Annotated in this window: 16 protein-coding genes and 1 pseudogene; 3 read left to right on the top strand and 14 right to left on the bottom strand. The window is 65.8% G+C overall.

Annotated elements, in window-relative coordinates; all coding sequences use genetic code 11:
- Window positions 1–217: 217 nt before the first annotated feature.
- From ACV4UY_RS03770 to ACV4UY_RS03750, 5 genes are read right to left on the bottom strand one after another with little or no spacing between them, the layout of a single operon-like run.
- A complete protein-coding gene (locus tag ACV4UY_RS03770; RefSeq protein WP_491606316.1) occupies window positions 218–1,948 on the bottom strand; it encodes a nickel-dependent hydrogenase large subunit in 1,731 nt (576 codons plus the stop codon).
- 11 nt (window positions 1,949–1,959) lie between these two features.
- A complete protein-coding gene (locus ACV4UY_RS03765) occupies window positions 1,960–3,303 on the bottom strand; it encodes a (Fe-S)-binding protein (protein WP_491606315.1) in 1,344 nt (447 codons plus the stop codon).
- Window positions 3,300–3,968 (bottom strand): hypothetical protein, encoded by a 669-nt coding sequence (locus ACV4UY_RS03760; protein ID WP_491606314.1) that lies wholly within the window; start codon window positions 3,966–3,968, stop codon window positions 3,300–3,302. The genes ACV4UY_RS03765 and ACV4UY_RS03760 overlap by 4 nt, the downstream gene beginning before the upstream one ends.
- Window positions 3,965–5,056: a hydrogenase small subunit gene (locus ACV4UY_RS03755; protein WP_491606313.1), complete on the bottom strand. Its 1,092-nt coding sequence runs from the start codon at window positions 5,054–5,056 to the stop codon at window positions 3,965–3,967. Before ACV4UY_RS03755 ends, ACV4UY_RS03760 begins: the two co-directional genes overlap by 4 nt.
- Window positions 5,031–5,561 (bottom strand): hydrogenase maturation protease, encoded by a 531-nt coding sequence (locus ACV4UY_RS03750; RefSeq protein WP_491606312.1) that lies wholly within the window; start codon window positions 5,559–5,561, stop codon window positions 5,031–5,033. Before ACV4UY_RS03750 ends, ACV4UY_RS03755 begins: the two co-directional genes overlap by 26 nt.
- A gap of 146 nt (window positions 5,562–5,707) precedes the next feature.
- Here ACV4UY_RS03750 and ACV4UY_RS03745 point away from each other — a divergent pair.
- Window positions 5,708–5,917, top strand: a pseudogene (locus ACV4UY_RS03745) (virulence RhuM family protein); the annotation flags it as partial.
- A gap of 73 nt (window positions 5,918–5,990) precedes the next feature.
- Window positions 5,991–6,224: a hypothetical protein gene (locus ACV4UY_RS03740; RefSeq protein ID WP_491606330.1), complete on the top strand. Its 234-nt coding sequence runs from the start codon at window positions 5,991–5,993 to the stop codon at window positions 6,222–6,224.
- Between the two features lie 88 nt (window positions 6,225–6,312).
- Here ACV4UY_RS03740 and ACV4UY_RS03735 read toward each other — a convergent pair whose 3' ends face one another.
- From ACV4UY_RS03735 to ACV4UY_RS03705, 7 genes are read right to left on the bottom strand one after another with little or no spacing between them, the layout of a single operon-like run.
- Window positions 6,313–6,990: a type II secretion system protein gene (locus tag ACV4UY_RS03735; RefSeq protein ID WP_491606311.1), complete on the bottom strand. Its 678-nt coding sequence runs from the start codon at window positions 6,988–6,990 to the stop codon at window positions 6,313–6,315.
- Window positions 6,991–6,992: 2 nt separating this feature from the next.
- Complete coding sequence (locus tag ACV4UY_RS03730; RefSeq protein ID WP_491606310.1) at window positions 6,993–7,688, bottom strand: hypothetical protein; 696 nt, start codon at window positions 7,686–7,688, stop codon at window positions 6,993–6,995.
- 5 nt (window positions 7,689–7,693) lie between these two features.
- A complete protein-coding gene (locus tag ACV4UY_RS03725; protein ID WP_491606309.1) occupies window positions 7,694–8,479 on the bottom strand; it encodes a hypothetical protein in 786 nt (261 codons plus the stop codon).
- Complete coding sequence (locus tag ACV4UY_RS03720) at window positions 8,476–9,174, bottom strand: prepilin-type N-terminal cleavage/methylation domain-containing protein (RefSeq protein ID WP_491606308.1); 699 nt, start codon at window positions 9,172–9,174, stop codon at window positions 8,476–8,478. Before ACV4UY_RS03720 ends, ACV4UY_RS03725 begins: the two co-directional genes overlap by 4 nt.
- The gene (locus tag ACV4UY_RS03715; RefSeq protein WP_491606307.1) at window positions 9,152–9,718 is read right to left on the bottom strand and encodes a hypothetical protein; all 567 of its coding nucleotides are present in this window, start codon (window positions 9,716–9,718) and stop codon (window positions 9,152–9,154) included. Before ACV4UY_RS03715 ends, ACV4UY_RS03720 begins: the two co-directional genes overlap by 23 nt.
- On the bottom strand, window positions 9,718–10,932 hold the full coding sequence (locus ACV4UY_RS03710) for a type II secretion system F family protein (RefSeq protein ID WP_491606306.1): 1,215 nt from the start codon (window positions 10,930–10,932) through the stop codon (window positions 9,718–9,720). The genes ACV4UY_RS03715 and ACV4UY_RS03710 overlap by 1 nt, the downstream gene beginning before the upstream one ends.
- A complete protein-coding gene (locus ACV4UY_RS03705) occupies window positions 10,929–13,658 on the bottom strand; it encodes a GspE/PulE family protein (protein ID WP_491606305.1) in 2,730 nt (909 codons plus the stop codon). Before ACV4UY_RS03705 ends, ACV4UY_RS03710 begins: the two co-directional genes overlap by 4 nt.
- Window positions 13,659–13,753: 95 nt before the next feature.
- Between ACV4UY_RS03705 and ACV4UY_RS03700 the strand changes: the two genes are divergently transcribed.
- A complete protein-coding gene (locus tag ACV4UY_RS03700; protein ID WP_491606304.1) occupies window positions 13,754–14,116 on the top strand; it encodes a metalloregulator ArsR/SmtB family transcription factor in 363 nt (120 codons plus the stop codon).
- A gap of 78 nt (window positions 14,117–14,194) precedes the next feature.
- Here ACV4UY_RS03700 and ACV4UY_RS03695 read toward each other — a convergent pair whose 3' ends face one another.
- Window positions 14,195–14,875, bottom strand: coding sequence for a glutathione S-transferase family protein (locus tag ACV4UY_RS03695; RefSeq protein ID WP_491606303.1), 681 nt, complete (start codon window positions 14,873–14,875; stop codon window positions 14,195–14,197).
- 83 nt (window positions 14,876–14,958) lie between these two features.
- The coding region (locus ACV4UY_RS03690; RefSeq protein WP_491606302.1) for a tetratricopeptide repeat protein at window positions 14,959–15,839 on the bottom strand (881 nt) is incomplete at its 5' end.

Genomic DNA, 15,839 nt, shown 5'->3' with positions numbered 1-15,839 from the left:
AAGGGACGGCGGCCAGATTGGTGTAGACGCCAGGGGCAATCCGGGATCGGTTCGGACGCGCAAGGGACGGCGTATGACAAGGATTCAATCATTCCGGATCCAGGGTGATCTCCCCGTGGATCCGTGGATGCGGGTCCATGGCGGTGAGGGATGGGCTGTCCATCGGATGTGTCCCCCCGTGGAACCGTGGATGCCGGGTTCCACGGGGGCGTCATCTCTACACGATCTTCACCTCGATGCGCTCGCCGTCGTTGGGATCCACCAGATGGACCGCGCAGGCGATGCAGGGGTCGAAGCTGTGGATGGTGCGCAGGATCTCCAGAGGCTGCTTGGGATTGGCCAGCTTGTGACCGCGCAGGGCCGCCTCGTAGGGACCGCTCACGTTGTCCGGATCACGCGGACCGGCATTCCAGGTGCTCGGCACCACCGCCTGATAGTTGGCGATGACCCCCTTCTGGATCACGATCCAGTGGGCCAGTCCCCCGCGCGGGGCCTCCATGAATCCCACCCCCTTGGCCATGGCCGGCCAGGTCGAGGGTTCCCACTTGGCGGCGTTGGCGGTGCGGAAATCCCCGGCGCGAATGTTCCCGATGAGTTGGTCGAGCCAGCCATCCAGGGCATCGGCGAGCAGTTTGGTCTCCAGTCCGCGCGCGGCGGTGCGGCCCAGGGTGGAGAAGAGGGCCGAAACCGGGATGTTCAGCGTGGAGAGGGTCTTTTGCACCAACGCCTGGGTCGGCTCGTGCCCCTTGGCGAAGAGCATCAAGACCCGCGCCAGAGGTCCCACCTCCATCGGCTTGCCGCGCCAGCGCGGCGCCTTGAGCCAGGAGTAGGATTTCTCCACCTCCAGCTGCTCGTAAGGCGGATTGGGACCGGTGTAGTTGAGTTTGGTCTCCCCCGCGAAGGGGTGCAATCCCTGCTCCTTGCCGCCGGCATGGTCGTACCAGGAGCGCGCCACGAACTCCTGGATCTCCTCCTCGGCGCGCAGATCCACCGGATGGATCTTCGAGAGATCCCGGTTCAGGATCACGCCGGGCGGGAAGAAGAACGACGCCGGATCCTTCATCGTGGTGCCGGGCAGATCCCCGTAACACAGGAAGTTTCCCACCCCCTCGCCCACGGTTCCCCAATCCTTGTAGAAGCTGGCGATGGCCATCAGATCCGGCAGATAGACGTGATCCACGAATTCGCGCATGGAACGGATCACGTTGCGAACCGTGGCCAGCGCGTTCATGTCCACGGCGGTGCCGGCCTGGGCGCCGCTCTCCAGCGAGATCGCGCATGGCACCCCGCCCACCAGGAAATTGGGGTGCGGATTCTTGCCGCCGAACAGGGCGTGGATCTTCACCACCTCCCGTTGCCAGCGCAGGGCGTCCAGGTAGTGGGAGACGGCCATGAGATTCGCCTCGGGCGGCAGCCGATACCCCGGATGACCCCAGTAGCCGTTGCGGAAGATCCCCAGTTGTCCGCTCTCCACGAACCCTTTGAGCGTCTTGAGCACGTCGGCGAAGTGACCCGGCGAACCCGGCGCCCGCGATCCCACCGCACGGGCCAGATCGGCGGTGGCCGCGGGATCGGCTTTCAGGGCGGATACCACATCCACCCAATCGAGGGCGTGCAGGTGGTAAAAATGCATCACATGATCGTGTACATACTGGGCGCCGATCATCAGGTTGCGAATGAGTTGCGCGTTGGGCGGGATCTCCCAGTCCAGCGCATCCTCCACCGCGCGCACCGAGGCGATGGCATGCACCAGGGTGCAGACCCCGCAGATGCGCTGCGTGAAGGCCCAGGCATCACGCGGGTCGCGCCCTTTCAAAATCAATTCGATGCCGCGCACCATGGTTCCGGAAGAGTAGGCCTCCCGGATGGTGTCGCCGTCCATTTCGGCCTCGATGCGCAGATGGCCCTCGATGCGCGTGATCGGATCCACCACGAGACGTTGCGTCATGGGAGTCGCTCCTACCGGTCAGAATTGTTCTCGGATTTGTACGATGGGGGGCATTCCCCCTCACCCCCCTCCCGTGGGACTCCCGCGCGGGAGTCCCATGGTAAAAGGTGTTCGGCCACCAGTTCGGTGAGCCCCACCACCTCGATGTCCATGGCATACTTGTCGAGATCCTCCTCGATCACCATCCGGCAGTTGGCGCAGGCGGTCACCAGGGTATGCACACCCAGGGTTTCGATCTGCTCCTTCTTGCGCTTGAAGGCCAGAAGCCGCCACGGTTCGGCCCGCTCCAGGGTGCTTACGCCACCGCCGCCGCCGCAACACCAGTTCATGGCGCCGTGATCGGCCATCTCGCGGAAGTCGCTGGCCACCTGTTTCAAAAGATTCCGGGGCGCCTCGACCACCCCGCCACGGCGCACGATCTGACAGGGATCGTGGTAGGTCAACGGGCGATCGTCGAGGTTTTTGTCGAGAGGCAGTCGACCTTGGGCGCGCAGTTCGTCGAGCACCTCCAGGATGTGTTGCACCTGGAAGCCGTATTTGCGTCCGATCAGATCCTCCCCCTCCCAGCGCAGCGCCCGGAAACCGTGTCCGCACTCCGGGCAGATCACGGTTTTGACCTTCAACCGTTCAGCCACCTCCACGGTACGCATCACGATGCGCCGGGCGATGTCCGGCACGCCGATCTGAATGCCGCCGTTGGTGGCCTCGAAGGCCTGGGTGCTGATGGTCCAGGTGACGCCGGCCTGCTTGAAGATGCGCGCCACCGCGCCGATGTACTCCGGGAACTGCACGATCTCCATGGAGGAGAGCAGCACCATGTAATCGACCCCCTCGCGATCGAGCGGGATCTCGACCCCGAGTTCCGCCTCCTGATGGCGGATCTGGGCCATGAGGGTGTCGATCGTGACCCCCATGGCGCTCCCTTTTTCCAGGTTGCGCCGGGTGGCTCCCACCAGATCCGCCGGGGCGTGTCCCGAGGCGGCCATCCCTTCGCGCATGCGCCGGATCATGTAGACCAGATCGTTGCCCACCGGGCAGACCATCGAACAGCGTCCGCACAGGGTGCAGGTGTCGAAGACCAGTTCGCTCCAGGACTCCAACTCCGCGTCGGTCACCTCGGGCAGAAGGCCCAGAATGGCCTGGATGCGTCCCAGCAGGGTGAACTCCCGCTCCCAGAGCCGGCGCATCGGTTCGAGTTTGTGGATCGGCGCCATGCGCGGATCCTTGCTTTCGGTGTAGAAGAGACAGGATTCGGCGCACAGCCCGCAGTGGACGCAGGAGGCGAAGAAGCTCGCCGCCGGCGCGTTCAGGAAGTTGCGGAAGGCGTTGAGCCCCCGTTCCAAGGTTGCGCTCATGATTGCACCCCCTTGCGTCCGAACCAGACGCCCGTGTACCAACGCGATGGGAAGGCCGTCACCCCGTGCAGCAGGCGGGTGAAGGGCAGCAGTGCCAGCAGAAGATCCGCGGAGAGCACATGCAGGGCCAACGACCAGGTATAAGGCAAGAGCAGTTCATGCCAGGCAAGCCAGCCGGTGAGGAGCGGCAGAAAGGTGAGCGCCCAGCCGAAGTAATCCATGAAGGTGGACAAAAACCGTTTCACCGGGTTGGTGATGCGGCTCACCAGCACCAGAATCATGGCGATCAGGGCGGCGACCGTGGCCAGTTCGATCAGGGGGTTGCTCAACGCCGGCCAGCGGATCCCCAGCAGGCTCCGGAAGATCTCGATGTGCGGGGCGAAGAAAAACAGCACGATGAAGAAGCCGGCATGGAACACCCAGCCGCCCAGATAGGTCACCGGCGCGCGGGCGAACATGCCCGGCGCGGGCAGAAAACGCCGGAAGACGGTTTTGAACCCCTCGGTCGGGCCATCCTTCAAGGGTGTGGCCAGGCAGCGGCGCGGGTGGCCGAGGGCGTAGATCTCCACCAGACGCCAGATGAGCCCCACCAGAAACAGGGCCAATGCCGCGTGGAAACCGGGTCCACGCGCCCAGATCAGCAGGTCGGAGGCGAGGGTGTTCATGAGGATCTCTCCAAGTCGTCGAGTTGCAGGACCGGGGTGGCCGCGCGGCTGGCGTTCTGTTGGCGGCGGTTGGACAATGCCACGCCGGCCCCCAGGATCGCGCCGCCCGCCACGGCGATGGGGATGACCCGACGCGACAGGGGCGCCGGGGCCGACAGGGCACGGTAGAAGCCGCCCGCGTCCCAGAAGCGCGGTTCCGAGCAGCCCAGGCAGCCGTGTCCGGACTGGATGGGGAAACTCACCCCGCCGTTCCATTTCAGGGTGGCGCAGGCGTTGTAGGTGACCGGTCCCTTGCAGCCGAGCTTGAACAGACACCATCCCTTGCGGGCTCCCTCGTCGTCGAACCGCTCCGCGAACAGCCCCCGATCGTAGAACGGGCGGCGGTAGCAGCGGTCGTGCAGGGTTTCGCCGTAGTAGGAGCGGGGACGGTTCAGGTTGTCGAGCACCGGCCACTTGCCAAAGGCGAGAAAGTGCGCCACCACCCCCACCATCACCTCCGGGATCGGCGGACAGCCGGGCAGGTTGATCACCGGTTTGTTGCGCACCACCGCCGAGATGGGGGCCGCGCCCGTGGGGTTGGGATGGGCCATGGGCAGCCCTCCGAAGGCGGCGCAACTGCCCACCGCGATCACCCCCACCGCTCCCTTGACGGTCTCTTCCAGCAGGGTGCGGTTGTCCACGCCGGCGATGGTGGAGAACCCCTTGCCACCCAGTGGCACCGCGCCATCCACCACCACCAGATAGCCGTTGGGATTCTCGCGCATCGCCGCCTCGCGGGCCTCTTCCGCAGCGGTTCCGGAGGCGGCCTGGAGGGTGTGGTGGTAATCCAGGGAGATCGACTCCAGGATCAGTTGTTCCAGGGTGGGGGCATAGGCGCGCGTCAGCGCCTCGGTGCAGCCGGTGCACTCCTGCAACGACAGCCAGATCACCGAGGGACGACGTGCGTTTGCCAGGCCTTTGGCCAGGGCCTTTCCCGCGCCGACGGGCAACGCCAGCGCGGCGGCCAGGGCGGCGCCGTAACGCAACAGGGCGCGTCGGCTCACCCCTCGGTCGAGCAACAGCTCACCGAGTGTTCCGGTCGTTTTCATGGGAGTGCTCCTCGTTTGCAAAGGGATCGGCGGACGACTGCCGCCACAGACGGATCAGATGAATCACCGCGACCGCGACTTCGGGGAGTGCCACGGACACGGGGGGGGTGAGGGTGGTGCCCCAGCCGAGGGAGGCTGGTTGAATGGCCACCATGGCGCGTCGAACCGGCAGGGCGTCGTCGAGTTTGAGGGAGTCCAACAGATCGGCCAGACCCACTTCGTGGGCGCTGCGTCGGCCTCCGGACATCCAGCGATCCATTTCGGCCCCTTCGAAGAGGCGGATCGCGCCGGGATTTTCGCCCAGATTGGCCGCGTCCACGATGATCAGGGCCGGAAGATCGGCCATCACCGAGGCCAATTCAAAGCCCAGGGTGCCGCCATCCAGACAGGTGACCCCTTCCGGGAGTTCGGGATGGTTCTTGAGCAGGGACAACAGATGCACGCCGGCCCCTTCGTCACTCAGGAGCACATTGCCCACCCCCAGAACCAGTACCGGCATGCCCATGCGCGTCTCCTTTGGATCAAGGTTGCATGTGTAAGAATGCTTGAATATTCTTATACATTAAACTGCGTCAGATTTCCGCATATTTTTTTGTAATAAATGGTCACGATGCGCAATGTGTGCCATCATTGAGAGTGATTCAAGGGAAAATGACACCGATGGTGCATGGGTGGGGCGCGGTGAACAGGGGTGATGGGTGCGTTGGTTGCCATGCCCGGTTGTTCAGCGTCACCAGGCAGAATATTTCTCTACACCTGGAGAATCTTTATCAAGACGGTGAGTTGGACCCCGCCGCAACTGCCAAGGAATCCTTGACAGTTCAAACCGAGGGTGCCCGCGAGGTGCGTCGCCCGGTCACGCTCTACAACCTCGACGCCATTCTGGCGGTGGGCTACCGCGTGACTGCGCGCCAAACGGCAGGCCATCACCAGCATGGCCTTCTGGAGGCAGAATATCGGGCGGATCCTCACCGCCAACGGTTTTTCCCTGCTGGCCGGAGCGGGTACCGTGAGCCATGCGCGGATGGAGCAGCAGGTCTCTGCTTCGTTTGTTCACGACGACCAACACCGCAAAACCCACGCAGCGCAAGCCGCTGACATGGAAGACGAAGCCGAGCTGAAGACACTGGGAAACAAGATCAAACAGCGCGTCGGCCCGGTGTCGTGATCCATGCCGTTGGCATGGGACGTGAGTCGATGAACCGGCTCGATACCACGGGTTCCTCCCTTCGGGCTCGGCATGCCACGTACCAGGATCAGAACCCGGTGCAGATATGGATGCGCCTGTCGGGCTGATAGGGGGTGGCGGTGCCGGGGGTGGTTTCGTCCTCGTTGTGGTCGCTGCCGCGAATGTCGCCGGTCTCCCCGTGGCCGTCGTCGAACTGGGTGTCGTAGACCATGGCGTATTCCGAGGGGATGTCCTTCATGCAGACCATCTTCTTGGTGATGCCGAGCACCTGGCCCAGACGTCCATCGGCGATGCCGGTGAGCCCTCCCGCCGGATTGAGGGGCTGGGCAACCGGGGTGGTGGTTCCGTTCGGCAGACACGTCCCTTTCAAGAGCCCCTCGCAATACAGATGGTTCCAGGCCAGCGCGGTCTCGGCAGGCGATGCGGAAGACGAGGGGATGCGGTTGGCTGGCGGGGCCAGAAACAGCCCCTCGATCATGCCGTTGCCATTGCCGGGCGTGGCGCCCACCGCCCAGCGGCTCGCCGCCCCGGCATCGTCGCCCGGCAGCATCCAGTAGGCGTCCGCATAGGTGTTGATCGCCCCCTGGGTGGCCTGGGTATCCAGGGCCAGACGCTTGATCTTGGTGTTCTTCACCATGCTCATCCCCTTGAGCACCCCGCCGATCAGAAGGCCGATGATCATCAGCACGATGGCGATTTCGACCAGGCTGAACCCCTTTTGTGAACTTCCGCGTAATCGCTGCATGCTCATTCCTCTCCGGTTGCGGTTCGTAAACGTTCCATTCCGATGCGCATGGCCCTTTGTTGAGCCGGGGTGTCTCCGCCGCGTTCGAGGCGCTCGGCGAGTCGGTTGCGCGCCTTTTTGGGTTCTCCCAGTTCCTCGAGGATTCTGGCATGCAATCCATCCACCCAAAAGGGGATTTCTTTTGGTTCCAGGTGGGATTCGAGGATGTTGAGATAATACCGTGCCAGCCGGTTGTCGTTCAAGCGGTGTCTGGCCACGCTGGCCGCGCGGGCCAGCCATGGCCAGCGTCGCGCCGGATTTTCCAGAAACGCCCGGTGGATGAAATCGAGCATGCGCCGCTGACGGGCCGGATCGGGCACGAAGCCGTGAATCTCCAGTGCCAGATCCAGCGGCAACCCCGCGCGCGGGTCCAGGGCCAGCAAGCGCTCCAGCCAGGCGATCAGGCGTTCCGGATCGATGGTGCGCAGGGGGAGTTGGAGACCGGGTTGTTGATCGAAGGTTTGCAGTCGGATCCCCCAGGACCGGGATGCGACGATGGGATCGTTGAGGGTGGTCAAGCGCAGCACGGCCACGGAGGGGGGGGACTCCAGGGAGGTGGCGACCGGCTCGGCTCGGGGTGTCTGGAGTCGCCACGCCGTTTGCAGAAGGGCGATCACGATCAACGGGGTGATCAGACGCCAGGGGAGCGGGCGGGCCATGGCGGTCAAAACGGCTTGCGGGCCAGATCGATCAGCCCGATGGCGCTCCACAACAGCACCTGGAGTGCGGTTTCGACAAGCATGGGGCCGAAACTCTCCCAGGTTACGTGACCGTAAGCCAGCCAATGGGAGACGGTGAACCGTTCCAGATCGGGCAGCAGCCAGGCGAGTCCGGTCAGCGCTCCATCCAGGATGTGACCGCTCCAGCCCGGCAGTTCATGGCCCGGCTCATCGGCCATGAGCTGGATGGCGGGCAGCAGGCGGGCCAGGAGATAAAAACCGGCGGTGCCGGTCATGGCCAGGGTGGGTTGGCGGATGGCCAGGGCCAGGAGCAGGGCGAGGGTGGCGAGGATCAGCAGTTCGCAGGCCAGGGTGAGGCTCCAGGCCAGGGCCACCGGTCCGGGGAGCAGCGGGAGCATGAGCAGACCGCACAGGATGGCCACGCCGAGCGCGAGCAGATGAAAGCCAAGCAGCCGTCCCCAGAACAGCGTCGCACGCGGGAGGGGCAGTGCGAGCAGACATTCCAGAAGCCGTTGTTGTCGTTCGCGGCTGATGGTGAGGATCACCAGCAGGGCCATTTCGAACAGGCTGGCCAGACGGAGCCAGAAGCCGGCCAGGATGGCGCTGGTGTGGCTTGTTTCGGTGAGGGCGATCGGTTCGGCGAGCAGGGCGAGCAGCCAGCCGGCCACCAGAAGCCCCATCAGTCCGAGGTGCCAGCGCTCCCGCCAGGCCATGCGGCAGGTGGCCATGGCCAGGATGGCCAGCGTGGCGCGGGGCGTGGGGGGGCTCATGGCGCGCGTGGTTCCCGACAGCGGATCGGGTGACCGGCTTCGAGCAGCCTGGCCTTGAGCAGCAGCGGCGAGGGGTAGATCATCTGACCGATGCCCCCTTTGCGCATCACCAGCGTGACCGGCTGGGTGGCGGGTTGATGGGGCGGCCACCCCTCCTTGCCCGCCGCGACCACCACCACCGGCAGATCATCGGCCAGGATCGGGCCGGCGTCGTGGTCCAGGCGCACGGTGAGATCGCCTGGGGTTTGGCAGGTGATCGGCGCGTGCCAGGCGGGAGACAGGTGATAGCGGAACGGCTGGCCCCATGGATCGCGTGGCGGCACGCCGAGGGCGCGCCAGGGCAGCAGCCCGTGCCGGTGGCGGCAGTGACCGGGGGATTCCTCCAGGCCCAGCCCCTCCTCCCGAACCCCGACATTCTCTGGTGCGGCGGCTGGGGCCTCCGGGCAGGGCAGGCGACCATGGCGGATGACGTGGCCGATCAGGGCGTCGTGGATCTTTTCCAGGGCAAGTTGGGCTTTTTGTTTTTGTTGGGCGTCCCGGAGCGGGGTGAGGGCGGTGAGTCCGCCGCCGATCAGAAGAGCCACGACCGACAGCACCACGGCCAGTTCCACGAGGGAGAATCCCGACTGGCGGGATGGGGGCGCCGATTGGCCGGCGTATCCCTCGAACCATTCACGGTCTGGCGCGCAGGGCATCGCAATGGATCTCCAGAGGGGGGGCATGGGGTCGGGTGGCGGCATGCAGCCGGGCGGCCACCGGGTGACGCGCGCAATCCGTTCCGGGTTCGGCCTGGTTGTCGGGCCTGAAGGCGGCGACCAGGGTGTAGCCGATCGGGGTTTGCTGGCCATCGAACAGGGGAGGCAGTCGCAAGGTTCGCCAGGGCAGCAGACCGGTGGCATCCTGGCCGGGGTTCGGGCATGCGGCGGGGGCGTCACCCGTCTGGCGGTAGTCGCCCGCGCGCTCGGATAACGGACACGGCAGCGTGCCGGGGCGCCCAGGCTCCGAAGCGGCGACGATCCCCCAGGCGATCAGGGCCTGGCTGGCCCTGGCCATCGATCGGGCGGTGCGTCGTTCCGCGCGGGCCTGGTCGGACTCCAGCAGCAGCGCGTCGATGATCCACCCCAGACCCGCCACCAGAAAAAACGCCAGCCAGATCAGCAGCACCGCCCCGCGCTCCCCATGTCGGGAGCCGGTGTGGGGCGGACCGGGTGGCAGGGGGTGCATGCGGTCCTTTTCCATCAGGAACCCATCCGGGCGATGAGATCGTAGACCGGCCCGAGCACCGACAGGATCACCCATCCCATCACCCCACCCAGAATCAGGGTCAGAAGCGGTTCGGTCAGCTGTTCCAGCCGACCGATCCCCTCCTGGATCTCCCGGTCGAGAAAGTAGCCGATGTGCCGGAATCCCTTGGCCGGCGCGCCGCTCGCCTCGCCGGCGCGGATCATGTTCTCCAGGATGGGCGGAAAGAGCCGGGCGTTGGCAAAGGCATCGGCGATCCGCTCGCCGTTGAGAAGATGATTCCGGGTGGTCTCCAGCGCATCGCGCAGCGGTTGCCGGTCGGTCAGGCCGTCACACAGGGTCAAGGCCTCGGGCAGGGGGATGCCGGCTTCCAGCAGCAGGGCCAGGGCGTGGGCCAGCCGGGCCTGGATGGTTTTTTTGATCAGGGGGCCGATCACATGGAGCGAGAACAGCGCCGCATCCACCCTCCCGCGCAGGATCGGATTCGTCACGCGCGCCATGCGCAGACCGATCAGAAGCAACACCGGCAGCACCAGCAACAGCGGCCACCAGTCGCCGACGAAGCCGGCCATGGCGATCAGGGCGCGGGTGTGCCAGGGTGGGGTTTCGTTCAGGGAGGCGATCAGTTCCAGCAGTTTGGGGACCAGAAAGAGCATCAAAAACAGGATCAACCCGCCGATGGCCGTGCCCACGATGGCCGGATGGATCAGCATGCGTCGCAACTGGGTGTGGCGTTCGTCCTCCCATTTGAGGGTTTCGGCCAGGGATTGCAGCAGGGTGGGCAGTTGACCGGTGCGCTCTCCCATATGGACCAGGCGCACGAACAACGGATCGAAGGCGCGGGGGTGGTGTTCGAGCGCCTCGGAAAGGGTCGCCCCGCCGTGCAGATCCTCGATCAGGGCCGCCGCGATGACCCGCATGCGCCGATCGGCCACATGGTCGCGAAAATCACCCAGGCCGGTCAAAAGCGGCACTCCGGCGCGCAACACCTGCTCGAGATGCAGACAGAACAGCAACAGCCCGCGCCGCGACACCTCGCGCCGCCAGAAGAGCCGATCCATCCTGCTACCCCCGTCCAGGCTCTGGTGACGGATCAGCATCAGCCCGATCCGGGCCAGACGCGCCTCCAGATCGTCCGGACTGGTGGCGGTCAACTCTCCGGCGTGGATGGTGCCACCCTCATCCGTGGCCCGGTAGCGATAGCGGATCATGGCGCATCCGATCCAGGGGATGGGGAGCGATCTTCCCATCCCTGTACGCCCAGCACGCGCGTCAACTCCTCGAGGCTGGTTTCGCCATCGATCACCCGCCGCGCGCCATCCGCGTGCAGCGGCACGAACCCCCGCTCCCGCGCCGCGACCCGGAACTCCGCCGGATGGGCGCGCCGCGCGATCAGATCGTTCATCGTCTCATCCACGATCAGGGCCTCCATCACGCACATCCGCCCCTTGTAGCCGCTCTGTCCGCAGGCCGGACAGCCGATGGCCCGGAAGACCATGGGTGGGGTGGCCTCGTCCACCCCCAGCAGCCGGCACGCCGTGGCATCGAGGGGATGGGGACTCTTGCAGCGCGGACAGAGCCGGCGCAGCAGCCGTTGCGCCAGCACGCCGATGATGTTGCCGGTCAAGGCATGGGGCTCGACCCCCATGTCGAGCAGACGTGGCATGGCCCCCAGGGCCGAGTTGGTGTGCAGGGTGCTGTAGACCTGATGACCGGTCATGGCGGCGCGCAGGGCCATGCGCGCGGTATCGGGATCGCGGATCTCGCCCACCAGGATGATGTCCGGATCCTGACGCAGGATGGAACGCACCCCGGTGGCGAAATCGAGCTGGATCGCTTCGTTGACCTGGGTTTGCAGGATCGACGGCATGGGATACTCCACCGGATCCTCCTGGGTCATGATGTTGCGCGCCGAGGCGTCCAGGGCGGCGATCATCGAATAGAGGGTGGTGGTTTTGCCACTGCCGGTGGGACCGGTGACCAGGATGATCCCTTCGGGCTGGGCCATCATCCGGTCGATGGCCGCGCGGTTGTGGGCCGAAAGCCCCAGGGCATCGAGACTGAGCTGGCCCCGGCTACGGTCCAGGACGCGCAGCACGAGGTTTTCGCCGAACAGGGTTGGTTGGGTGGAGACGCGGAAATCGATGGCGCGACCGGCGATGGCGCGCGCGAAGTGACCATCCTGTGGCAGGCGGGTTTCGGCGATGTCCATGCCGCTCATCACCTTCAGGCGCACCGTGATGCCGGCCTGGAACTTGCGCGGAAGGGAACGCACCTCGCGCAGCACGCCGTCGATGCGGTAGCGGATCCGCATGAAGCCGTCCATGGGGCTGAAATGGAGATCCGAGGCGTCGTGACGGATGGCATCGAGCAGCAGGGCATCGACCAGGCGGATCAGCGGATGGGCGAACTCCCCGGCGTGGGGTTCCAGACTTTCGGCGTCCACCTCGCCGCTTTCGATCTCGTGCAGGATCCCATCCACCGAAAGTTCCACCCCGTAGAGGGCATCGATGGCCGCGTGGATGGCGGATTCCGTGGCGAGTTTGCAGGTCAGGGTGGCGCCCGGCGGGAGTTGTGCGCGGATTTTGTCGTGGGTGGTCATCTCCAGGGGGTTGGCCATGGCGACCACCAGATGGTGTTCCGCCGGACTCCAGGAGATCGGCGCCACCCGATGCCGTTTGGCCAGGGCAGCGGGGAGAATTCGCGCGGCGGCGGGGTCGAGCAGATCCGGATCCAGGTCGATGCTCTCCTGGCGCCACAGATCGCCGAGCAGATCGCGCAGGGTGCGTTCAGGAACGAATCCGAGCGCCACCACGATCTTGCCGAGGGGTTGGGGTTGACGCTGTTGTTCGTCGAGGGCGATGGCCAGCTGGTCGGCGCTGATCACCCCGCGGGTGACGAGCAGATCTCCCAGTCTGGGCGCGCCCTGGACCATCGGGCCCGGCTCCGGGCCCGGCGCGCGCGGACGAAATCTGGCCGTCAGGCGCGCGCGCCAGGAGAGGGGTTCGGGCAGGGAATAACCGCTCGGGGGGCGTCGTCGCGCGAGCAGCAGGAACATGAACAGCAGGTTGGTGTCGTCTTGGGTGCCGGTGGGGGTGAATCCCAGGCTGCGGGCGGTGGTGCCCAGGGGGAGGATTTGACAGGTGGCGCATGGATGGGTACGTTTGGCCATCGCGGCCTGGAACACGGGTAGCCCGCCATCCGGGGCGAGGATGAGCACCTGGCCGGGTTGTTCGTTGGGCATGCGACGCAGGCTGGCCAGATAGAGCCGCGTCCGGTCGATTTCGGCGAGCGCCAGGTCGAGGGTCTCGCCGCCGGCGTCGGAGCGACCGGCGATCAGACGGCTGGAGAGCGGTTGTCCCTGATGGAAGAGGGTTTGCCGGTGTCCATCGGGGTGGAAGGTGATCAGGGCGCTCCAGGTGTCGGACTCCGGGGCCAGATCAGCCCGCAGCATGGGGGTCAGCAGAGGCACGGACCAGATCCCGACCACCGGGCGGTTTCGATCGCCCAGCAGATCCACCCAGGGTTGCACCCGCCCGGGTTCGGTGATGCCGCGCAGCAACAGCCGTTCGTTGCCATCGTTGTGCCTGCCCTGGGATTCGGCGCCGCGAAACGGCGTGGCGCGAAAGCGTCGCTCCAGGCGGCGGGCGATCAGTTCGCGGCGGTTGCGCCCCCACAAGGCAGGGATCGACTCCGGATGCGCCTCTTCTCCCTGGATGTCGAGGAGCAGATGGACCGGCAGACGTGGCGCCAACGCATCGAGTCGCGCGGCGCAGCTGGCCACCCCTTCCGCGCTGTTGGCAAACGGGGTGATCTGGGGGCGACGCGTCGCATCGACATGCACCACGAGCACCGTCCGATCCTGGATGATCAGCGTCAGATGATTCTTTACCGGTCGCCTCTCAAGGCGTGACCGAAGGGAGAGGCTGGAAATCATGCCTGTGGATGGACTCCTGGTGCGTGCGCGCCGATCCATTGACAAACGCCGGGTTGCATGGGAATGATGGACTTTTTCGACCCTGGAGGTGCGTGGTGATCACTCCTGAACGGCTGTTGAAATGTCTGGTCGATGAGACCCGCCTGCGCTGCGTGCATTTGTTGTTGCGCGAGAACGAGCTGTGTGTCTGCGAATTCGGCCATGCCCTCTCCGAGGTGCAGCCGAAGATCTCCCGACATCTGGCCACCCTGCGCGAACACCATCTGGTGCTCGACCGGCGCGCCGGCCAGTGGGTTTATTATCGGCTGCATCCAGAGCTTCCCGCCTGGGCGCTGGCGCTGTTGCGCGCCCTGGACGAAGGGTTGCGGGGGTCGGAACGCCATGAGGCCGATCACGCCCGTCTGTGCGAGATGCCGGATCGTCCGAACCGCTGCGTATCCGCGTCATTTACCATCTGAAGCACCCGGAACCGCGTTCTTTTCGTCTTGTCAACCAGCGCCCACGCTCCACCTTGACGCCCACGCCCCACCTTGGCGTCAGTCGGCGCCCACGCCCATCCGGGTGGCCACATGGCCACCCGCCGCCCGGTTTTTCAAAAACATCCGAAACATCGGCGCGAATTTTTCGGGAATCGACTCCTGCACCACCGCCTTTCCGCGCAACCGATCCGACCAGGCGCGCACCCGTTCCAGTCCCGTTTCGGGCCAGAGCGTCACCTGTCCTTCGAGGTGGGCGATGCGGGTGAAGAGCGGGGCCATGGCCACGTCCACCAGGGAGAGAACCGCGCCGTCGAATCCGCGGGCGCTCCGTTGCAAAGGCCCCTGTTCGAAGGTGTTCAGGGCGTCGATCAGTCCCTTGCGGGCGATCTCGAAGGCGGCGGTGTCCTGGGCCAGGCAGCACTGGGTGAAGAGCGACTGACATTGGCCGGAGTGGTTGATCCAGGCGCGACACACCCCCTTGTCAACCGGATCGGCGGGCAGCATGCCCCCCTGGGCCAGGTCGTTGAAGAATTCGTTGATCACGGACGAATCGAAGATCGCCACCCCGTCGGCGCGCAATGCCGGTACGCTGGATTGGGGCGACACCTCGGACAACCAGGCCGGACGGCTGGCCAGATTGATCGGCGTGGCCCGATGGGCGAGGTTCAGGTGGCGGGCGGTGATCACCACCCGTTGGCAGTAGGGACAGAGATCATTGACGAACAGTTCGATATCCATGGCGATCCTGATACGTGGCGCGAGGGTCGTGTTGGGTGATTCCATGGACGGAATCACCAAGCACTAAATAGAGTAACCAAGGATCAGGCGTCAGGGAAGGAAGTTTGCAGCGTGAAGATGCGGCGTTGGATCCGGTTGGGGTCGAATCCGGCCCAGCCACGGTGGGCGCGGGCGCGCAACGCCTCGCGATAGTGGGTCAGGGCATCCTGACGGGCGCCGGTGTGTTCGAGGGCGACTGCCAGGTTGTGGTGCAGATCGGGGTTGTCGGCATCGAAGCGCAACGCGGCGCGAAAGGCATCGCGGGCCGCGGGCCAGTGGTCGCGGGCGGCCAGGCGGGTGCCGAGCACGAACTGAAGCGGCGGAATGTCCGGCGATCCGGCGGGCAGGGCGCGCAGGCGGCTCTCCAGGGTTTCGGGATCGCTGGAGCGGTCCAGGGCATTGAGCCCGGCCATGGCGATCGGCGAGTCGGGTTGCAGACGGGCCAGCTCCCGATAGAGTTGACGCGCCCGATCCTCGCGCTGCTCGCGCATGGCCAGCGCCGCCAGTCCGGCCAGGGCCGACGGGTTGCCCGGTTCCTGACGCAACACGCTCTCGTAAAGTCGCCTGGCCTTGGCGTTTTCTCCCTTGTTGAGGGCCACGCGGGCCTGGTTCAAGGGGGTGGGCTGGTTGGAGAGGAACAGATAACGGGCCGGACGCGCCGGGGAGCGGGTCCATTCGTGACTGGGGGTCTGTTCCTCGATGCGCTCCCTGGCGTGGAGCGAGGCCGCGGTGAACGGTCCGCGCTCTCCGATCTCCGGCATCCGGGAGAGTACGGGCAGGGATTTGGGCATGCGTGCGCTGGCCGTGGCCGGGATTTCCGATGGATGCGACGTGGCCGCGGTGGTCTGGGTCGGAACGACGGGCGGACGGGTGGCCGCGGTGGTCTGGGTCGGAACGACGGGCGGACGGGTGGCCGCGGTGGTCT

The sequence above is a fragment of the Candidatus Magnetaquiglobus sp. genome (assembly GCF_058402785.1).
This window is presented reverse-complemented; position numbering and strand designations above follow the sequence as displayed.

Coding starts and splice junctions, on each gene's coding strand:
- ACV4UY_RS03760 (WP_491606314.1), bottom strand. CDS start 3,968: ATGAACACCCTCGCCTCCGACCTGCTGATCTGGGCGCGTGGACCCGGT.
- ACV4UY_RS03715 (WP_491606307.1), bottom strand. CDS start 9,718: ATGGAAAAGGACCGCATGCACCCCCTGCCACCCGGTCCGCCCCACACC.
- ACV4UY_RS03750 (WP_491606312.1), bottom strand. CDS start 5,561: ATGGGCATGCCGGTACTGGTTCTGGGGGTGGGCAATGTGCTCCTGAGT.
- ACV4UY_RS03705 (WP_491606305.1), bottom strand. CDS start 13,658: ATGATTTCCAGCCTCTCCCTTCGGTCACGCCTTGAGAGGCGACCGGTA.
- ACV4UY_RS03695 (WP_491606303.1), bottom strand. CDS start 14,875: ATGGATATCGAACTGTTCGTCAATGATCTCTGTCCCTACTGCCAACGG.
- ACV4UY_RS03765 (WP_491606315.1), bottom strand. CDS start 3,303: ATGAGCGCAACCTTGGAACGGGGGCTCAACGCCTTCCGCAACTTCCTG.
- ACV4UY_RS03755 (WP_491606313.1), bottom strand. CDS start 5,056: ATGAAAACGACCGGAACACTCGGTGAGCTGTTGCTCGACCGAGGGGTG.
- ACV4UY_RS03725 (WP_491606309.1), bottom strand. CDS start 8,479: ATGAGCCCCCCCACGCCCCGCGCCACGCTGGCCATCCTGGCCATGGCC.
- ACV4UY_RS03735 (WP_491606311.1), bottom strand. CDS start 6,990: ATGCAGCGATTACGCGGAAGTTCACAAAAGGGGTTCAGCCTGGTCGAA.
- ACV4UY_RS03740 (WP_491606330.1), top strand. CDS start 5,991: ATGGCCTTCTGGAGGCAGAATATCGGGCGGATCCTCACCGCCAACGGT.
- ACV4UY_RS03720 (WP_491606308.1), bottom strand. CDS start 9,174: ATGCCCTGCGCGCCAGACCGTGAATGGTTCGAGGGATACGCCGGCCAA.
- ACV4UY_RS03710 (WP_491606306.1), bottom strand. CDS start 10,932: ATGATCCGCTATCGCTACCGGGCCACGGATGAGGGTGGCACCATCCAC.
- ACV4UY_RS03770 (WP_491606316.1), bottom strand. CDS start 1,948: ATGACGCAACGTCTCGTGGTGGATCCGATCACGCGCATCGAGGGCCAT.
- ACV4UY_RS03730 (WP_491606310.1), bottom strand. CDS start 7,688: ATGGCCCGCCCGCTCCCCTGGCGTCTGATCACCCCGTTGATCGTGATC.